The sequence below is a fragment of the Pseudomonadota bacterium genome, assembly GCA_016711215.1.
Lineage (GTDB): Bacteria > Myxococcota_A > Polyangia.
In genome coordinates, this window is the sequence record JADJTL010000001.1 from 104,688 (window position 1) to 122,044 (window position 17,357).

Genomic DNA, 17,357 nt, shown 5'->3' on the forward strand with positions numbered 1-17,357 from the left:
GGCCTGCTGCGCCCGCCCCCGCGGCGTCTGGGCCAGCCGGGCCGCCGCCGCGCGCTGCTTAGCGCGGGTCGCCGCGTCTCAGCGGGGCACGCCTCAGGTCGGTGCGCCTCAGGTCGTCCGGAAGGCCGCCGTCGGCCGTCGCCCGATCGGGGACGGCGCTGATTGAGCGCTGTAGGCGCGCTGCCCGGGCGCTCGAGCCGCGCCTCAGGTGCTGGCGCAGCTGGCTGACCTCGCGCTCCAGCTCGCTGATGCGGGCGTCCTTGATCTGATTGGCGGCGATCCAGAGGCTGCAGGTCGCCTCGAGCTCGCCGTACTGAGTGGCCCAATCCGTCTGAGTGGCCCAATCCTTCGCTTCCTGATTGATCTTCATCGCCCCACCTCCCCAAGTGTTGTCAGGCGCCCTCACGTCGTCCTCGCGGCTTCGCGAGGGGCCTGCGCAAACCGGCGCTATGTGACTCGATGCTACTAGATATGGTGTAATGGTCCAAATAATCGCCCAATATATAGTGCCATGGGCCGGAAAAGCCTCGTCGGCCGGCCGACTTCTGCCGGCCCCGCGCTGCGCCGGTCGCTGGGCGCGAATGCTGCCGGGCGGGCGGACGGTAGTAGACTGCGCGGATGCTTCGTTGCGAGCACTGCGAGGAGCTGCACGAGGACGGCCAGTCGATCTGTCCGGTGACCGGCAAGATCTTCCAGCCCGAGCGCTTGTTTCCGCCGGGTACGGTGCTCGAGGGCAAGTACCGTCTCGAGTGCGCCCTGGGCGCGGGGGGCATGGGAGCCGTCTTTCGGGCGGTCCACACGATGCTCAACAAGCCGGTGGCGATCAAGCTGACGCTGCCGGAGCTGGCGCAGCAGCGCGAGCTGATGACCCGCATGGTGCGCGAGGCGCGCGCCGCCAGCGCGACCGGTCATCCCAACATCGCCGCGGTCACCGACATGGGCTGGACCGAGACGGGCGGGCTCTTTCTCGTGATGGAGTACCTGGACGGGCCGACCCTTCGCGAGCTGATCGCGCGCGAGGGTCGCCTGCCGCTGCGGCGCGCGGCCGAGCTGGTCTGCCAGGTGCTTGCGGGGCTCGGTGCGGTGCATCAGCGCGGCATCGTGCACCGCGACCTGAAGCCCGAGAACGTGATGGTGGTGGCCGATCCGAACGGTGGCGGCGAGCTGGCCAAGGTGCTCGATTTTGGCATCTCGAAGGTGCGCGACGAGAGCAACGGGCTCGAGTTGACCCGCAGCGGGATGGTCATGGGCAGCCCGCGCTACATGGCGCCGGAGCAGGCGCAGGGCGCCGCCGATGTCGATCATCGCGCCGATATCTACGCGGCGGGAGGGCTGCTCTACACCGCGCTGGTCGGCGAGCCGCCGATCGGTGGCGACACCTTGCAGGCGCTCTTCGCGCAGTTGCTCCAGGGGGAGATCCGGCCGCCATCGGAGCGGGTGTCCGGCCTGCCGGCGTCCATCGATCGCGTGGTCTTGCGCGCGATGGAGCGGGCCCCGCAGGATCGCTTCGCCACGGCCGCCGCCTTTCGCGAGGCGCTGCTGCCCTTCGCCCAGGCCGCCTCGGGCGCGGGTGCGGCGCGGAGAGCCTTCGCCGCTGCCCCAACCTTCGGAATCGGCGGCGTCGCGTCACCCCAGCAGGTCCTCGCGGCCATCGATGGCGCCTCGGCGGACGCCCTGGTCGATCTCGATGAAGCCCAGGGGATGCGTGAGCCGGTGCAGCCGGAGTCGCCCCCGCTCGTCGCCCCCGCGCTCCCGCCGCCGACGGACAGGCCTGCGTCCTTGGGGGCCTCCAAGGGGGACCCTCCCGACGGCGCCCGCGCCTCCGCTCCACGTCCAGCGGCCCCACCCGTGGCCGCTGCTCTCGGTCGCGCGCGCGGCGCTGGGCGCACGTCGAGCGCGCTGGCGGAGGAGACCGGCTCGCTCGAGCTCGATCTCGAGGCTGCGCGCGGCGTCGGCAACGGCCGGCTGCCCTCGGCCCTCGAGCGCGCCGCTCCCAGCCGACCAGGCGCGGCGCGTCCACGCCGCGACGCCGAGGCGCGCAGGGCGGACGGGAGCGCGTCGCGGCTCCTGGGCACGGTCGGCCTCATCGCGCTCCTGCTCGGCCTCGGCTGGTGGTTGTGGGCGGGCGAGGACCCGGGCCGGACTGTGCCCCTCCCGCGGCCGCGCGTGATGGTGCTGATCGAAACCAGGCCGGAGAGTGCGGACGTCTATTTCGACGGCGTCCTGCAGGTCACCAAGCCCGTCGAGCTGCCGCAATCGAATCTGGTCTATACGGTGCGCGTCGAGGCGGGTGGCTTCGCGTCCCGCGAGGTCGAGGTGCGCGCCGATCGGACCCAGACGGTGCGCGTCAGCCTCAAGAAGCTCGTGACGAGGCCTTCCGGCGGCACGGCGCGTTGACATCGGCGCTCGGCGCATGCTACGGATTCACAGCTATGTTCCTGAAAAAACTGGTAATCGCTGAGGACGAGGAGGCCATCGCCCACCTCATCGCCGCGACCCTGGGCGATGCCGGGTTTCTCTGCCTGCGAGCGCGGGACGGCGAGGCCGCGCTCGAGCTCGTGCGCACCGAGTTGCCCGATCTGCTGGTGCTCGATTGGATGCTCCCCAAAATGGAGGGAATCGAGGTCTGCCGCCGGGTTAAGCGCGATCTCGTGCTCTCACGCGTGCCGATTCTGATGCTGACCTCGATGTCCGACGTCGAGAACCGCATCGAGGGGCTCGAGGCTGGAGCAGACGACTACCTCTCGAAGCCCTTCGATCTGCGTGAGCTCAACGTGCGCGTCAAGGCGTTGATTCGCCATAGCCGGCGGGAGCGTGGCCGCAATCCGACGACCGACCTGCCGGGCCGCGAGGCGATCGAAGACCAGGTGGTCGAGCTGATCGAGCGCCAGGAGGCCTTCGGGCTGCTCTATGTCGACGTCGCGCACTTCGAGGCCTACGCTGCCCACCTCGGCTACCGCAAGGCCGACGAGGTCGTGGCGCTGGTGGGGCGCTTGGTCCTCGAGCAGTGTCGATCGCTGCCCGGCGAACAGCCCTTCGTGGGGCATCTCGGTGGGGACGATTTCGTCCTCGGTAGCCGCGACCAGGGTGCCTTGCGGCAGCTCGGTGAGTCGCTTCGGCTGGCCTTCGAAGATGCGATCAGTGCGGGTGAGGGCGGCGTGGCTCAGGATGTGCCGCCGCTCGCTGCGCTGAACGCCTCCGCGCCGGCTGGCCCGCGCCCACCACGCTTGGCGTTGCATGTCGCGCTCGTGGAGGCGCCGACGGGCCGCTTTGGTTCGGTGGAGCAGCTGGCGCAGGAATTGGTGCGGGCCAAGGGCGCCGGAAAGGGCGCGTTGACCGCCCGCCCTGCCTAGCAAGCGCTGCCTCCGCGCTCGCGCGCCATCCAGCGGCGCTCCCGTCCAGTTGGTTGACCCGATCGCGCCGGTCTGGCTACGATCGCACGCTATGTCTTGGCCGAGCTTCTATCTGGGCCCGCTGGGCCCCCGCAGGCCGGTATCTTGATGCGGCAGCCCGTCGTTTTCGGCGAATACCTACTGCTAGAACGCATCAGCGTTGGTGGGATGGCCGAGGTCTTCAAGGCCAAGACCTTCGGTGTCGAGGGCTTCGAGAAGATCGTCGCGGTCAAGCGCATCCTGCCCTCGATGGCCGAGGATGCCGACTTCATCACGATGTTCATCGATGAGGCGCGAATCGCCGGCCAGCTCTCGCACGCGAACATCTGCCAGATCTACGAGCTCGGACGGATCGACGGCGCGCACTTCATTGCGATGGAGTACATCTCCGGCAGGGACGTGCTGCAGATCCAGAATCGCCTGCGGCGCGTCGGCGAGCGCATGTCCTTGCCGATGGCGGCGTTCATCGCCGCGCGCGTCTGCGACGGCCTCGACTACGCGCACGCCAAGCACGATGCGAATCGGCAACCGATGAACATCGTCCACCGCGATGTCAGCCCGCAGAACGTGTTGGTGTCCTATGCCGGTGAGGTCAAGGTCATTGACTTCGGCATCGCCAAGGCCGTGTCACGCTCGGCAAAGACGCGAGCTGGGGTACTGAAGGGCAAGTTCGGCTACATGTCGCCGGAGCAGCTGCGCGGCCAGTCCGTCGACCACCGCTCCGACCTCTTCGCCTTGGGCACCGTGCTCTGGGAGATGTGCGCCGGCGAGCGCTTGTTCACCGGCTCGAGCGACCTCGCGGTGCTCGACAAGGTGCGCAACGCGATCGTGCCGCGTCCGTCGCTGCGTAATCCGGAGGTGCCGGCCGAGCTCGAAGCGATCGTGATGCGAGCGCTGCGCCGCGAGCCGGCGGAGCGCTTCCCCGACGCGGGCGCGATGCAGGAGGCGCTGCGCGCCTATTTGGCGCAGCAGCCGACGGCCTGGACGGCAGAGACGCTGGCTGCCACGACCCAGCGGATGTTCAAGGACGAGATGGTGCGCGACCAAGCGGCCGCCGAGCGCTATCGGGAGCTTCGCCGCGAGGACTTGCCGCGGCTCGGGCTGGCGCCGCCGCCGGAGCTCCAGGCCGAAACCCTGCTGCGCATCGGCTCGCGCTCCGACTCCGGCCCCAAGCCACCCTCGAGGCCCGCATGGGCGCCCACCGCGCAGATGGACGGTTGGGGCGACGATGGGGCGACCATCGTCAGCGATGCGCCCGACTTCTTGCTTGGTGACGAGAACCTGACGCCTGCCACGCCGGCGCCGGTATCGGTGCTCTCGGTCGCTGCGGACGAGGAGAGCGAGGCGTCGGTCACGCGGATCTTCGGCGACAAGGTCGTGGGTCAAGATGCGCTGACGGGCGAGCCGACCTATGTCTTCAGCGCGGACGACGGGCGGCTCGAGCATGTCGGGCACGTCGCGAGGAACGCAGCAGCGGGCTCTCCCCCCGCCTCTCGGCGCGCCGAGGCCGGCGCGGTGGACGACGCGGCGGGCGACGCGGTGGGCGACGCGGTGGGCGACGCTGGCTGGGAGGCCGGACCGACTGTGATCTTCGACGAGGCGGCGCGTGCCGACGGAGGGCAGGAGCTGGTCGCCGCCCCGCCGCCGGTCGCGCCCAGCACCGTCTCGTCGTCGGCTCGCCGAGCGTCGCCGAGTGTTTGGGGCGACGTCGCCCGCGGGGTTGGGGCGGCCCTGGTGCTGATCGCGCTCTTCGCGGTCTTCTGGCGCCTCTTCCTGGCGCAGGATGGGCCGCGTCCGGCGACGCTGACGCTTTCGAGCGCCGCGGGAGGGGTCGCGCAGCTCTACGTTGATGGCACGTCGCGCGGTCCGTTGCCGCCGGGTCAGCGCACGACCCTGCGCGGGCTACGACCCGGTACCCATCGCCTGGCGCTGGTGTTGCCGGGTGAGGAGCCCGTGGTGCGGAGCGTCGCGCTGGCGCCCGGCGAGGTCAAGGTCCTCACCTTGGAGCCGCGTGCGCCACGCAGGCCGCCAGCCGAGCGGCTCGACGCCGCGGCCGACCCGCTTTCGGAGCTCGGCCAGCTCGATCTGAGCAGCGACCCGCCAGGAGCTGAGGTCGTGGTCGGCGGGGTGAGTCGCGGGCAGACTCCGCTGCTGCTTCGAGAACTCGCGCCAGGGCGGCACGAGGTCGCGCTGCGCAAGGCCGGCTACCGCGAGCACCACGACGTGGTGTGGATCGATGTCGGGGCGACGCTAAAGCTCAGGGTGCCGCTCGCCCGGGCGGCCGAGCGCAGCGCCAGCGACCCCGGCCCCCGCGGTAATCACGGCGCGTCGCGATCCGGCGCGGATGCCGGGCCGCCGCGCCTGCGCGCGCGCGTTCGCGGCGCAGAGGCGCAGCCCCCGGGTCGCCTCGCGACTCGCCCGGCCGACGCCGGCGTTCCGGCGACGAGCGACCGCACGCAGGGCTATCTGGTGGCCAACTCCTCGCCGTGGGCCAAGGTGCTGATCGACGGCAAGGACAGCGGGAGGACGACGCCAATCACGCCGCGCGCCAGCCTCTCGCTCAAACGCGGCCCGCACCGCGTGACCCTCGTGGTCGGCGACCAGCGCTTCGAGTTCGTCGTCGAGATCAGCGCCGGCAAGATCACCCGATTGATCAAGACGCTGCCGATCACGCGCTGAGTCGGCTCCTCGGGCAGGATCGCGCTCAGCGCCTGGCGCCTTCAGCGATGAAGCAGGCGTCGAGCTGGCGCGGGGTTGGACGGCGGCGGGCGGCGCGCGAGGCCCTGCGGGCTAGCGTCGGCGACGACCCAGGCGCAGCGTCGCGACGAACATTCCCACGGTCACAAGGGCCAGCGTGAGCGCACCGAGCGCGACGGGCAGCGGTAGGTTCATTTCACTTCCATGCTGGAGCGGAGACGCCCCCTCTGCGAAGTGCTCACATGCTGGGCGCCGCGGCAAGTTCCAAGTCGTGCCTTCCAACGCAGCGGGCAGCGCCTGGCCAAGCCGGAGGCCGGGGCGGGGCGAGCGGAGGCGCGTTTGTTGGGCGGCTCGCGCCGCGGGGCTATGCTCGCGGGCGTGGAGCGCGACGGCGAGGGCAGCGACACCGTGGTGCCGGCGGAACCGGCTGGGCGCGCGGATCTGTCGCAGCGCTTCTGGGCCGCGGCGGGCGCCTTTCCGGCTGGAGCGTCGCCACGCGAGGTGGTCCGCCGCGCCTGCGCGGCGCTCGCTGCCCTGCAGGCGGGTGGGCTAGGGGCGGGCGGCCGATCCGGGGCCGGTTTGGGCGGCGCCCCCGCGCTGCTGGCCGAGTTGGCGGAAGAGGGCCTCGGACCCTACGCCGCGCCCGAGCTCGTGCGTGGTGACGCCTTCGACGAGCGGGCGCTGGTCTTCGCGGTCGGCGTCCTGGTCTTTGAGCGCCTGACCGCCCACCACCCCTTCGGCAGCACCCAGGACGTGCGCGTTGCGCGGCTGCGGCGCGGCGAGCTCGGCTCTGGCGTCAATTATTTCCCGGCGGTGCCCGGCCAGCTCCGGACGATCCTCCTGCGCGCGATGGGTCCCTTCCCCGAGGTGCGCTACGAGCGGCTGGCGGCTCTGCAGGCGGACCTAACGCGCTTCGCCGAGAGCGGTGGCGAGCAGCCGAGCCCGAAGCCTGTGCGCAAGGCGCGGGCGACGGCCAGCGCGCCGGCAGCGCCGACCGGGACCGCGCCGGCGGCCGCGTCAGGTCAGCCCGCGCCCGCGCCTGCGCCTGCTCTGGGCGTCACGCGCCACGCGCCGCGTCAGGCGCCACGCACCGCCGGAGGCGCCGACGGGCGTGCGGTAGCCGCGGGGGCTGAACCGCCTCTTGGCCCGCAGGCCGTCCAGGCGCCGGCGGGCGCAGTCGGGCCGGCAGCGCCGAGGCGCCCGAGGAGCGGGCGACCCCTTCCGCGCTGGCTGGTCCCAGGCATTAGCTTTCTCGCGGGGAGCGCCGTTGCGACGGCGATTCTGGTGCTCGTGAGCCCAGCGCAGCCGCCCGTGGTAGTGCGGGCGCCGGCGCCGCGGGCGCCGGCGGTCGTCGCGCCGCGGGCGCCCGCTGTCGCGCCGCGGGCGCCACAACCGACGCCGAAGGCAGCCGCGCCCATCGCGCCGCCGAGCGCTCGTCACGCCAACGGCGCCGCAACCGATGAGCCTCCACCGCTGGCGGCTGCGCGCCGGGTCTTGGCGCTGGTCCGGCGCTGTGGCATCGGGCCGGCCGGCGTGCGCCTGCGGGTGGCCGTCTACGCCCAGTACTCGGGTCGCACGGTGCGCGGCTTCGTGCGTGGCGAGGGGGTTGGTCCGGCGCAGGTCGCCTGTCTTCGCGGGCGCCTGCGCGGGCTTGATCTCGGCGTGCGGCTGCCGGGCGATGACTTCATCGAATGGGCCCTGCGCCTGGGGGCAACCCCCGGTGGCGACGAGATTCGGGTGCTGCGCCCGCGGCGCTGGGTTCAGGCGCTACGGGCGGCGGCCCGGCGCTGAAGCGCCTCGGTCACTCCGTCGGGGCGGGAGCGGGGCCGCTGTCCTCGCCGTCGTCGAAACTCCAAGCGCAGGCTCGCTCGGCCGCCGCGATGCAGCCCGGGTCGTCGTGTTTGGGGTCATTCACGTAGGCCGTGACCGCCACGGCTTGCAGCAGCTCGTCGCTTGCCGGCACCAGCAGGGTCTTCAGGGCGTCCAGCGCCGGGCCGGCCGCGGGGGCGAGCCAGCGCGCGTACGCGCTCGGCGGCAGAATCACCGGCATCCGGTCGTGGATCGACTGAACGACCGCGTTCGCGCGTGTGGTGAGCAGGGTGCAGCTCTCGATCGCCTCGCTCTCCGGGTCCGCTGTCCAGCGCTCCCAGAGGCCCGCGAAGGCGATTGGGCCGCCCCTCGTCGCCCGGAGCCAGTAGGGCTGCTTTCCCCGCCGGCGACGTTGCCACTCGTAGAAGCCATCGGCGACCAGGAGGCAGCGCCGTCGGCGCCACGCTTGGCAAAAGAAGGGCTTGCCTTCGACCGTCTCGGCGCGCGCGTTGATCGGCCGCGCGCCGCGGCGCGGATCGCGCACCCACGGCGGCAAGAGGTTCCAGGCGACGCTGACCAGCTCGGGCCGGGCCGCGTCATCGAGGCGGACGATGGGCACGCTCTGGGAGGGCGCGATGTTGAAGCGCTGGCGCCACGGGACGCCCAGCGCGGGCAAGTCGAAATGCTCCGCGATGGTCGCCGCGTCGCTGGTGATCGTGTAGCGGCCGCACATCTGGGGTCAGCGGCGGCGGCGCAGGAGTCGTCGGGCGGAGCTCATCGCCCGCAGCAGAAGGAGCCCGCAGACGCCGGCCGTGATCCCCAACCCGAGCGCCCACGCGCGTAGGCCGCGATCGTGGAAGCGGAGGGCGCCAAAGCCGCTGGCAAGGCCCAAGGCCGTGTAGATCAGCTCGTGGACCAGCAGCAGATAGAGCGGTGCGGCGTCGTCACGACCCACGAGCTGGATCTGAAGCTCGCCTTGCAGCGCTCGGCTCATGAACTTCCGCAGCTCGGCCGGCAAGGCCACCGCGGCCAGCGCCGCGTCGCGCCCCGCGTCGAGGACGAAGCGCGACCAGTCGCCATCCTTGCCCAGCACGAAGCGCTCGAGGTGCGGCGAGATGACGGCCATCGGATTGAGCTCCGGGTCGAGCTCGGTGCAGAGGCCCGTCAGCAGCAGGACCGTGCGCTCGAGCACGATCCATTCCTTGGGCACGTGGAAGGTATCGGTGATGTCACCGAGCGAGATGTTCATTTGGCGCAGGTCGGCCAGGTTCTGCAGCCCGCGTTGGGGATCGAAGCGGAGGTCCTTGAGGTTGAAGCTGTCGAGCTGGATCTCGCGCTGAAAGCGCCCGTGCAGGTACTCGACCACGCGATCATAGATGCGCGGATCCGCGTCGTGCGCGATGAAGCCCATCTCATGCAGCGCGGCGATGATGGCTGGCGTGTCGCGGCGCACGGCGGCCTGCAGCGCCTGCACGATGCCGTGCCGCATCTTCTCTGAGAGCACGCCGACGGCGCCGAAGTCGACGAAGGTGATCACGGGTCCGGCGCTGACGAGGATGTTCCCGGGATGCGGATCGGCGTGGTAGATGCCGTAGTCGAAGATCTGGCGGCAGTAGGCCTCGATCAGCGGTCGCGCCAGGGTTCGCGGATCGACGCCGAGCTGCCGCAGTCCCGCCAGGTCGTTGACCTTCACGCCTTCGACGAAGTCCGTGGTCAGGACGCGGCGCGTCGTCAGCTCGCGCACCACGCGTGGGAAGCGCACCTCGCGATTGTCGGCGAAGATCGCCCCGATCTGCTCGGCGTGGCGGGCCTCGGCGGTGAAGTCGAGCTCTTGGAGCACGAGGGCCCGGATCTCGCTGTAGACGGAGTCGAGGCCCGGGTAGTGGATGAAGCCTTGCACGATCCGGAAGATTCGTCGCAAGGTCGCCAGGTCGGCGCGAACGACGTGCTCGATGTCGGGGTACTGTACCTTGACCGCGACGCGCTGACCGCCGCGCAGCCGCGCGGCGTGGACCTGGCCGATGCTGGCGCTGGCGATCGGCGCGCGCTCAAACGACTCGAAGAGCTCATCGGGGCCGCGCCCCTCGAACTCATCGCGGATGCGCTGCTCGATTGCCGCGAAGGAGCGCGCCGGCACCTTATCCTGCAGTGCTGCCAACTCCGAACGGAAGGCGCGCGGGAGCAGGTTCGTCATGATGCTGAAGAGCTGCCCGACCTTGATGTAGAGGCCCTGGAGCTCGACGACGGCGTGATAAATCCGCCGCGCGTTGCGAGCGTGGGCCGCCTCCGTGCGGCGGCGCATCACCGCCTCGGAGCGCCAGCGGCGGGAGAAGCGCAGCCAGAGATACGAGCCCAGCACGACGATCGTGACGAGGTGCGCCTTGATCACCCGCCAGGTGCTGATCACCGGCCAGCGGCGCGGCAAGGGCCGCGGTGAAGGCGCGCGCGTCGTGGCCTGATTCGTGGGCCGCGCGGAGGCGGCGGCGGTGGCGCTGGGCTGTTGCATCGGCTCGGCGGCGATGATAGCCCAGGCGCTCGTGGGCTTCACCGTCGATGTTGCGCGGGGTCGCCTGGTCGTGCCAGCCCGAGGCGCGACCGCGGCGCGGCGGGTCGTGCGTCTGCGGTCCGTTGCTCCGCCGCCCGGCGGGGCCTAAGCTCGGCTGCCGAGCCCTCTTCGGCGCGCAGTGCGCGCGCTGAGTGCGCGCGCTGAGTGCGCGCGCTGAGGGGCTGGATCGCGCGGTGTCGCCGCAGGGGCGCTGCTGCTGCAGGGGGCTTCTGCGGAAGGGAGCGATGTGATGAGTGAGGCTGAGCAATCAGAGGCGGCCGCCGGCGCTGGCGCCCCCGAGGAGGGCGGACGCCTGCGCGATGAACCGCTGCGGCAGCGGCTCGAGGCGCTCGTGCCCGATGTCTTGCGGCGCACGCTCTATGCTGGGCTGGGGGCGATCTTGACGCCCGAGGAGAGCATTCGGCGCCTGGCCAATGACTTTTCCTTGCCGAAGGACGTCGCCGGCTACCTGGTCGGGCAGGCGCAGACCACGAAGAGCGAGCTGGTGCGCCTCGTGGCGGCCGAGGTCAGGCGCGTGCTCGAGGGGATGCGCATCAACGAGGAGCTGCAGCGCTTGCTAACCAGCATGACGATCGAGTTGCGAACCGAGGTGCGCTTCGTTCCCAACGAGGAGCGACTGCAGCCCCAGGTCAAGCACGAGGTCCACGTGCACGAGGGGCGCGCGGCGAGACCGACCGAGGTCATCGTTCCGCCGCCGGGTCAGCCGGGCGGCGGCGCGGCTGGCGCTGTGCCCGCAGCCGACGACGACCCTCACTGAGGGAGCTGCAGCTCGAAGGTCGTGCCGACGCCGATGCCGTGGGCCCGAGCGAAGCCGGCCCGCACCTCGACGACCGTGCGCGATGGGCGGTCGACATCGCGCGGCGTCAGCGTCATCGGCTCCGTGTCGTGCACCACGCCAACCACCGCGCCCCGGCCGTCGACGAAGATCATGTCGAGCGGGAGCAGCGTGTTCTTCATCCAGAAGGGATGCTGCTCCTCGCGCTCGAAGAGGAAGACCATCCCCGCATCGGCGGCGAGCTGCTGGCGAAACATCAGGCCGCGCGCGCGCGCCGCTGGATCCCGGGCGACCTCGACGCGTAGCCGTACGGTGCGTCCGGGGGGGCGGAAAATCGCGACGGAGAGCGGCAAGGCCGCGTCCGCGCGCGGCTGCGGTGCAAGCTGGCGCGCTGAGCAGGCGAGGCTCGCGAGTGCCAGGGCCCCGGCGAGGGCGCTCTTTACCCGTGCTATCTTCACGGCGCCAAGCTAGCACGGGCACGGACCTCGCGTGGATCAGCAAGAAGGCCAACAAGCCGATAGTGCCAGGATCGGAGGCATCGCCGTCGTCGGCGTCGTTCCCGGGACGCACGACTTGATCACCGTGCGTGGTCGGCGCCTGCTGCGCGTCGCGGAGCTGCTCGTCCACCCAGCGGAGTGCGGCATCCCCCTGCTCGGCGAGGCGCCGCCGCAGGCCGAGCGTTGGCAGGACGAGGGCGCGCCGGAGCAGCCGCAGCGCGCGCTCGCTGCGGCGCGAGCCGGTCGCCGCGTCGTCTGGCTCACGGCCGGCGACGCGACCTCGGCAAACTGGCTACCCGCGCTGTCGGCGGAATGCGCGGCTGGCGGCGTGCCGCTGACCGTCGTGCCTGGCGTCGCTTCCGCCGGCTGGAGCAATGGTCGTCCCCTCGAGGGCTGCCGCATCCTCGTCACCCGCGCGCGGCAGCAAGCGGCGCAGACCTGCGCGCTGCTCGAGCAGCGTGGTGCCTTGGCGCTGACGATGCCGACGATCGCGATCGTGCCACCGCCGGATCTGGCGCCGCTGCGGGCCGCCGTGGCGGCGCTCCGCAGCTATCAACGCCTGATCCTGACCAGCGCCAACGCCGTCGCCGCGCTCGCAGAGACGCTCGAGCTGCGAGGGCTCGACGCCCGGATGCTCGCCGGGATCGAGGTCTGCGCGGTCGGACCGGCGACGGCCGAGCGCTTGCGCCAACTGGGCATTCGCGCCGACCTCGTCGCCAAGGATCATCGCGCCGAGGGATTGCTCGAGCTGCTGCCGGCGCGATGCGTTCCCGGAGAGCGCGTCTTGCTGCTGCGCGCCGCCCGCGCGCGCGACCTCTTGCCCGAAACCCTCCGTCGGCGTGGAGCGCAGGTCGACGTGGTCACGGCCTATCTCACGACCCTGCCGCCCGCCGAGCAGTGGCAGGCCGGATTGGCCGCGCTGCGGGCGAGGCAGGTCGAGATCGTGCTCTTCACGAGCGCCTCGACGGCCGAGCACTTTGCGCGCATCGTCGGCGACGGGTTGTCGGCGCTGCTCGCCGGCGTGACGGTGGCGGCGATTGGGCCGATCACTGGCGCTGCCTGCCGCGCCTTGGGGATGACGGTCGCGGTGAGCCCTCCGACCTTTACGCTGCCGGCGATGGTCGCGGCGCTCGAGCAGCACTTTTCCGCGCGTGAGTCGACGACACCGTCGCTCGCTCGCACGCACTGAACGGAGTCAAGATGCACTTCCCCGAATATCGCGCGCGTCGCACGCGGCGCAAGGCGAACGCCCGCCGGCTGATGCGCGAGACCGCGGTCGACGTCGGCCAGTTGATCGCGCCGCTCTTCGTCGTCGAGGGCCAGAATAGAGAGCAGCCGCTCGCCGCGTTGCCAGGCGTCTCGGCCTATTCGGTCGACCGGCTGGTCGAGGTCGTCGCCGAGCTGCAGCGCCGGGGCGTGGGTACCGTGTGGCTCGCGGCCTCCGTCGGCAAGCGCGACGAGCTGGCTCGCGCGGCCGTCGACAAGCGCGGCCTCCTGCCGGCGGCGCTGACGCAGCTGCGCGCGACGGCGCCGGAGCTGGTCCTGTTCTCCGACCTCGATTTGACGCCCTTCACCAGCCATGGGCATCCCGGGGTGCTGCGTAATCAGGAGCTCGACAACGACGCGACGCTCGAGCTGTTGACGGAGGCGGCGCTGCTGCACGGGCGCGCCGGGGCCGATTTCGTGGTGACCTCCGGTGCCGTCGACGGCGAGGTCGCGCTGGTGCGGGACGCACTCGACGAGGAGGGCCTCGACGACGTCGGTATCATCGCCCGAGCGGTGACCTTCGCCTCGGCCTTCAGCGCGGGTGGCTGGCATCGGGTCGGCGAGGGCGCGCCGGTCGACGTCGGCGGCTACCGCCTCGATCCAGCAAACGGCCGCGAGGCGCTGCGTGAGGCGACGCTGGACGCCGACGAGGGCGCCGACGCCTTGGTCGTCTGTCCGGCGCTCCCCTCGCTCGATATCATCGCAATGCTCGTCGAAGAACTCGATCTGCCGGTGATCGCGGCCGAGGGCAGCGGTGAGCACCGCCTGCACGCCCTGGCGACAGAGCGCGCCCTGCTCGACGGCGATCGCGCGCTGGTCGAACGGCTGATCTGCCTGCGACGGGCGGGGGCCGCCGCGGTCGCCAGCTTCGCCGCAGCTGAGGCGGCGCGGATCTTGACCCAGGCGTCCTGAGCCGCGAGCCAGCGCTGCGCGCGCGGCGCTCGTCAGGGTCGCGCATCGCGCCGCGTTCGGCGCGGCGGCGCCGCGTCCTTGGGCCAGACGCGCAGGCGGTAGGGTTGGTCGAGGCCCATGGGGGCCTCCTCCAGGCGCTTGCGCTGATCCTTGCGTCGCACCCGCACGAAGATCGGTCGCTCGCGATGCGCGCGAATGCCGCTGATGAGTTCGCTGGCGCCCTTGCCGTGCGCGTCGATGATCTTGTGCCGCGCGCTGCCCTGCCGCCAGATCTCGACCACGAGGTCGACCCCGGCGATGGCGCTGACCTCGCCGACTAGGCGGGGATGTGGCACCTCGACGCGGTAGGTGTCCTCGTCGCTCGTGCTGCCGAGAAGGCCCTCGACGGTCGTGCCCACCGCCAAGGAGTTGGCGCTGCCCTCGGCGTCGTTCGGCTCGAGCTCCCACGGTGCTGGAGGGGTCGCGAGCGCAGCCTCCAGGCGATAGGTATCGGTGACGTTCTCCGTCGGAATGCGGCCGACGTGCCAAACCTCACGCACCAGCAGGTAGTAGCTGCCGGTCGTGACGGGCCAGGCTGGCAGCAGCTCGCCGAGCCCGTGGCCAGCCGAGTCCGCGGCGGCCAGCCGCTGGCCACGGCCGTCGTAGAGCTCCAGGGTGAGGTCCATGTTCGGGAGCGCGCTGACCTGCGCCGTCAGCTGCTGGGCTGCCGATCCCACGACCACGAGGCGATACCAGTCGCGATCGGATTCGGCAGCGCTGAGGCGCTGGCCAAGCAAGCCGGTGACCGGCTGGCCGGGGCGCAGCAGCGTCGCGTCTGCCGGCGTGTCGTTGGGTTCATGCTCGCGTAAGGGCGCCAGCGCGGCGGGTTGGCGGATCGCGTAGCGGTAGAACGCGCCGCCCAGCAGCGCGAGAGTGCCGAGGAGGAGGGCGCCGCGCAAGAGCCGAGCGCGGCGCAGCCCGCGCGCGAAGAGGGCGGTCTCGGGGTCCGTGCCGAGCGTTTGGCCGCCGATCAAGGGCAGGGCATCGAGCTGGTCGGCGCGACGGCGCTCCGGTAGCTCGACGCGTCGGTCGAGATCGCTGGCGTCGCTCGGCTGCGGCAGTGCAGGCGCCGCGCTGTCGTCGCCAACGGCGCGGTTGGCGGCGCCGAGCAGTGCGTCCTTGAACTGCTGCGTGCTGGCGTAACGTTGCTCGCGCTCCTTCGCCAGGGCGCAGATCACCACATGGTCCACGGCCCTCGGCACGGCGCCGGCCGGCACCAGCTGGCTCGGCGGCACGACCGCCTCGCTCATGTGCTTGGTCAGGACGGCGAGGGGGGTCGGGGCCGCGAAGACGTGTTGTCCCGTCAGCATGCGGTAGGTCACGGCGCCGAGGCTGTAGATGTCACAACGCAGGTCGATGGGCAGCCCGCGGATCTGTTCGGGCGACATGTAGTGCGGCGTGCCGACCAGCGCACCGCGCCGCGTCTCCATCGCATCCTGCTCGCGATCGATCATCTTCGAGAGGCCGAAGTCGACCACCTTAACCAGGTCCTGTCCGGACTGCGTCCTCGCGATCTGGATGTTCTCCGGCTTGAGGTCGCGGTGGATGATCCCGGTCGCGTGCGCCTCGCTCAGGGCGTCGCAGACCTGGGCCAGCACCCGGACGCAGCGCGCTAGGGGCCATGCCCCCTGCCGCCGCAGCAACACGCCGAGGTTTTCGCCGGAGAGGTACTCCATCACCAGATAGAGCGTGTCGCCGATCTGACCAAAATCGAAGACCTGGACGATGTTCGGGTGGTTGAGTCGGCTGATCGCCTCCGCCTCTTGACGGAAGCGGGCGGCAACCGCGGGCTCCTGGCCGAGCTCGCGATGCAGCAGCTTGAGCGCTGCGATCTTGCCCATCCGCACGTGCTCGACCTTGTAGACGCTGCCCATCCCGCCGCGACCGATGCGCTCGATCACGCGGTAGCGGCTGTCGATCACACGGTCGATCCAGGGGTCGGCAGCAGGTGGGGCAGTGGGCTCGATCACGTCCGTCGTTTCCGCGGTCGCGGGGCGCCTGCGGGCAAGGCCGCCGAGGCGCGTGTAGGCGCGGCCTCTCCAGCCAGCGCGGCGAGCGTAGCGCAGCGCCTGGAGGGGGTCAAAAGGCCCCTGGCTGCGAGGACGTGCCCGCGTGGGCGCCGCCCTTGGTGCCGCCCACCGTGATCATCGCGTAGCGCGCGCGCTCCCCGTCGATCTCGATCACCGCCGCCGTGGCGCCCGACCACTCCCCCGTCGAAGGGTCGTTCGCGCGCTGATGATGAGGCAGCCCGTCGCTGCTGCCGACCTGGAGCAGCAGCGAGTCGCTCCAGACGCCGGGCGCGAGCGGGGAACCGTCGAGGCGGGTCGCCCGTCCCGCCGCTTCGTGGACGTGGCCGAAGACGCCGAAGCGCACCTCCGCGCTCGCGATCCAAGGGCGCAGCGCCGGGTCGCCGATGTTGATCGCGCCCCACGCTCGGTCGACTGCGTCGGGGCCGCGGCCGCGCGGTGGTCCGTGGGCCAGCAGCAAGCGTGGGCGCGCCGTGCCCCGCAGGCGCGCGCCGAGCAGCGCCAGGTCTGCGGCGTCGTAGCCGCAGCCTTGCGCTCCGGCCAGGGCGTGATGCGGCAGATGATAGCCGGCGACGCCAATCACGGTCAGCGCCGGCAGCGCGACAATCTGGGTGCGCGTCAGGTCGATCGCCGCCGGATCGGCGTGACGCAGCGCCGCCTGGAAGCCCTCGGCAGAGCTGCGATCGCCAGCCAGGGCGAGCAGCGTCCAGGGGCCACGCAGGGCCCGCAAGATCCGCACGGCGCCGACGAAGGCGCTGTCGATACCGCCCAGCACCGCCACGGCGTCGACGCGCGCCGCGGCGAAGCGGTCGACCAAGCGGGCCAACTGCGCCAGCGTCTGCGGCAGCGCCTCGTGCGTGTCGGCCAGGACGCCGAGACGCAGCGAGCCAGCGGAGCGCCTGGGTTGGCCGCTCCAGCCAGCGCTTGGCCGGGGCTCAAGTTGCCCGGCCCTCAGCGTCAGGAGCTCGAACGTGCCCAGGCGCCGGGGCGCCGTATCGGCGTCGCCGATCGGCGCGGCTCGCGTGCAGCGGACGAAGCTCGCGGCGCTCTCCCCGCCGCCGCCCGCCGCGGGCGCTCGCGCGCTGGCTTGCTCGCCGCCGGCGTCGGCCGCTGGCGACCGGGTGCAGGCGAGCGTCGCTGCTAGCAGCAGGCCCAACGCCGCCGAGCGCGCCAACCGAAAGCCGCGGGCGCGATTTGGATCGGGCCCGGGTCCCTGGTCGCGGTCTGCGAGCGCTCGATGCAAGGGGATCAGCCGACCTTCCCTCAGTTCGCCGCACCCATTCTAGATCGAATCGCAGGCCGGCGGCGCCAGCACGGCCCCCCGGCCGCGCTACCCCCGGCCGCGCTAGCCCCGGCTGCGTGGTCGGCTTTACAGCC

The 17,357-nt window shown here is 71.7% G+C and carries 13 protein-coding genes; 7 read left to right on the forward strand and 6 right to left on the reverse strand.

The features are described from left to right. Window positions 1-58: 58 nt before the first annotated feature. A complete protein-coding gene (locus IPL40_00385) occupies window positions 59-370 on the reverse strand; it encodes a hypothetical protein (protein ID MBK8479627.1) in 312 nt (103 codons plus the stop codon). A 248-nt stretch (window positions 371-618) separates the two neighbouring features. On the opposite strand from IPL40_00385, the gene IPL40_00390 reads away from it, so the two are divergent. The 4 genes from IPL40_00390 (at window position 619) to IPL40_00405 (ending at window position 7,880) form a co-directional block, all read left to right on the forward strand. Beyond that, window positions 619-2,397 carry a serine/threonine protein kinase gene (locus IPL40_00390; protein MBK8479628.1) on the forward strand — a complete coding sequence of 593 codons (1,779 nt, stop codon included), beginning with the start codon at window positions 619-621 and terminating at the stop codon, window positions 2,395-2,397. 35 nt (window positions 2,398-2,432) lie between these two features. Then, entirely contained in the window at window positions 2,433-3,353 is a 921-nt protein-coding gene (locus IPL40_00395) for a response regulator (GenBank protein ID MBK8479629.1), read from the forward strand. A 147-nt stretch (window positions 3,354-3,500) separates the two neighbouring features. Continuing rightward, window positions 3,501-6,071 (forward strand): protein kinase, encoded by a 2,571-nt coding sequence (locus tag IPL40_00400; protein ID MBK8479630.1) that lies wholly within the window; start codon window positions 3,501-3,503, stop codon window positions 6,069-6,071. 384 nt (window positions 6,072-6,455) lie between these two features. After that, window positions 6,456-7,880: a hypothetical protein gene (locus tag IPL40_00405; GenBank protein ID MBK8479631.1), complete on the forward strand. Its 1,425-nt coding sequence runs from the start codon at window positions 6,456-6,458 to the stop codon at window positions 7,878-7,880. Window positions 7,881-7,890: 10 nt separating this feature from the next. On the opposite strand, the gene IPL40_00410 is transcribed toward IPL40_00405, so the two are convergent. Both IPL40_00410 and IPL40_00415 read right to left on the reverse strand, forming a co-directional pair. Continuing rightward, window positions 7,891-8,631: an SOS response-associated peptidase gene (locus IPL40_00410; protein MBK8479632.1), complete on the reverse strand. Its 741-nt coding sequence runs from the start codon at window positions 8,629-8,631 to the stop codon at window positions 7,891-7,893. A gap of 6 nt (window positions 8,632-8,637) precedes the next feature. After that, window positions 8,638-10,446: an AarF/ABC1/UbiB kinase family protein gene (locus IPL40_00415; GenBank protein MBK8479633.1), complete on the reverse strand. Its 1,809-nt coding sequence runs from the start codon at window positions 10,444-10,446 to the stop codon at window positions 8,638-8,640. Window positions 10,447-10,693: 247 nt separating this feature from the next. Here IPL40_00415 and IPL40_00420 point away from each other — a divergent pair, with 247 nt between their 5' ends. Next, window positions 10,694-11,221: a hypothetical protein gene (locus IPL40_00420; protein MBK8479634.1), complete on the forward strand. Its 528-nt coding sequence runs from the start codon at window positions 10,694-10,696 to the stop codon at window positions 11,219-11,221. Here the strand turns inward: IPL40_00420 and IPL40_00425 are convergent. After that, entirely contained in the window at window positions 11,215-11,691 is a 477-nt protein-coding gene (locus IPL40_00425; protein ID MBK8479635.1) for a DUF192 domain-containing protein, read from the reverse strand. The genes IPL40_00420 and IPL40_00425 overlap by 7 nt on opposite strands. Window positions 11,692-11,728: 37 nt before the next feature. On the opposite strand from IPL40_00425, the gene IPL40_00430 reads away from it, so the two are divergent. Next, window positions 11,729-12,925 carry a uroporphyrinogen-III synthase gene (locus tag IPL40_00430; GenBank protein ID MBK8479636.1) on the forward strand — a complete coding sequence of 399 codons (1,197 nt, stop codon included), beginning with the start codon at window positions 11,729-11,731 and terminating at the stop codon, window positions 12,923-12,925. Window positions 12,926-12,936: 11 nt separating this feature from the next. Next, a complete protein-coding gene (locus tag IPL40_00435) occupies window positions 12,937-13,914 on the forward strand; it encodes a porphobilinogen synthase (protein MBK8479637.1) in 978 nt (325 codons plus the stop codon). 32 nt (window positions 13,915-13,946) lie between these two features. Here IPL40_00435 and IPL40_00440 read toward each other — a convergent pair whose 3' ends face one another. Together IPL40_00440 and IPL40_00445 are read right to left on the reverse strand one after the other, a co-directional pair. Beyond that, window positions 13,947-15,923, reverse strand: coding sequence for a serine/threonine protein kinase (locus IPL40_00440; protein MBK8479638.1), 1,977 nt, complete (start codon window positions 15,921-15,923; stop codon window positions 13,947-13,949). Window positions 15,924-16,032: 109 nt separating this feature from the next. Next, window positions 16,033-17,136 carry a hypothetical protein gene (locus tag IPL40_00445; protein ID MBK8479639.1) on the reverse strand — a complete coding sequence of 368 codons (1,104 nt, stop codon included), beginning with the start codon at window positions 17,134-17,136 and terminating at the stop codon, window positions 16,033-16,035. Between the last annotated feature and the right edge of the window lie 221 nt (window positions 17,137-17,357).

What these genes read in the sequence shown, in the direction of transcription:
- IPL40_00400 (MBK8479630.1), top strand. Translation starts at nt 3,501, where the DNA reads ATGCGGCAGCCCGTCGTTTTCGGCGAATACCTACTGCTAGAACGCATC.
- IPL40_00420 (MBK8479634.1), top strand. Translation starts at nt 10,694, where the DNA reads ATGAGTGAGGCTGAGCAATCAGAGGCGGCCGCCGGCGCTGGCGCCCCC.
- IPL40_00435 (MBK8479637.1), top strand. Translation starts at nt 12,937, where the DNA reads ATGCACTTCCCCGAATATCGCGCGCGTCGCACGCGGCGCAAGGCGAAC.
- IPL40_00385 (MBK8479627.1), bottom strand. Translation starts at nt 370, where the DNA reads ATGAAGATCAATCAGGAAGCGAAGGATTGGGCCACTCAGACGGATTGG.
- IPL40_00390 (MBK8479628.1), top strand. Translation starts at nt 619, where the DNA reads ATGCTTCGTTGCGAGCACTGCGAGGAGCTGCACGAGGACGGCCAGTCG.
- IPL40_00395 (MBK8479629.1), top strand. Translation starts at nt 2,433, where the DNA reads ATGTTCCTGAAAAAACTGGTAATCGCTGAGGACGAGGAGGCCATCGCC.
- IPL40_00410 (MBK8479632.1), bottom strand. Translation starts at nt 8,631, where the DNA reads ATGTGCGGCCGCTACACGATCACCAGCGACGCGGCGACCATCGCGGAG.
- IPL40_00405 (MBK8479631.1), top strand. Translation starts at nt 6,456, where the DNA reads ATGCTCGCGGGCGTGGAGCGCGACGGCGAGGGCAGCGACACCGTGGTG.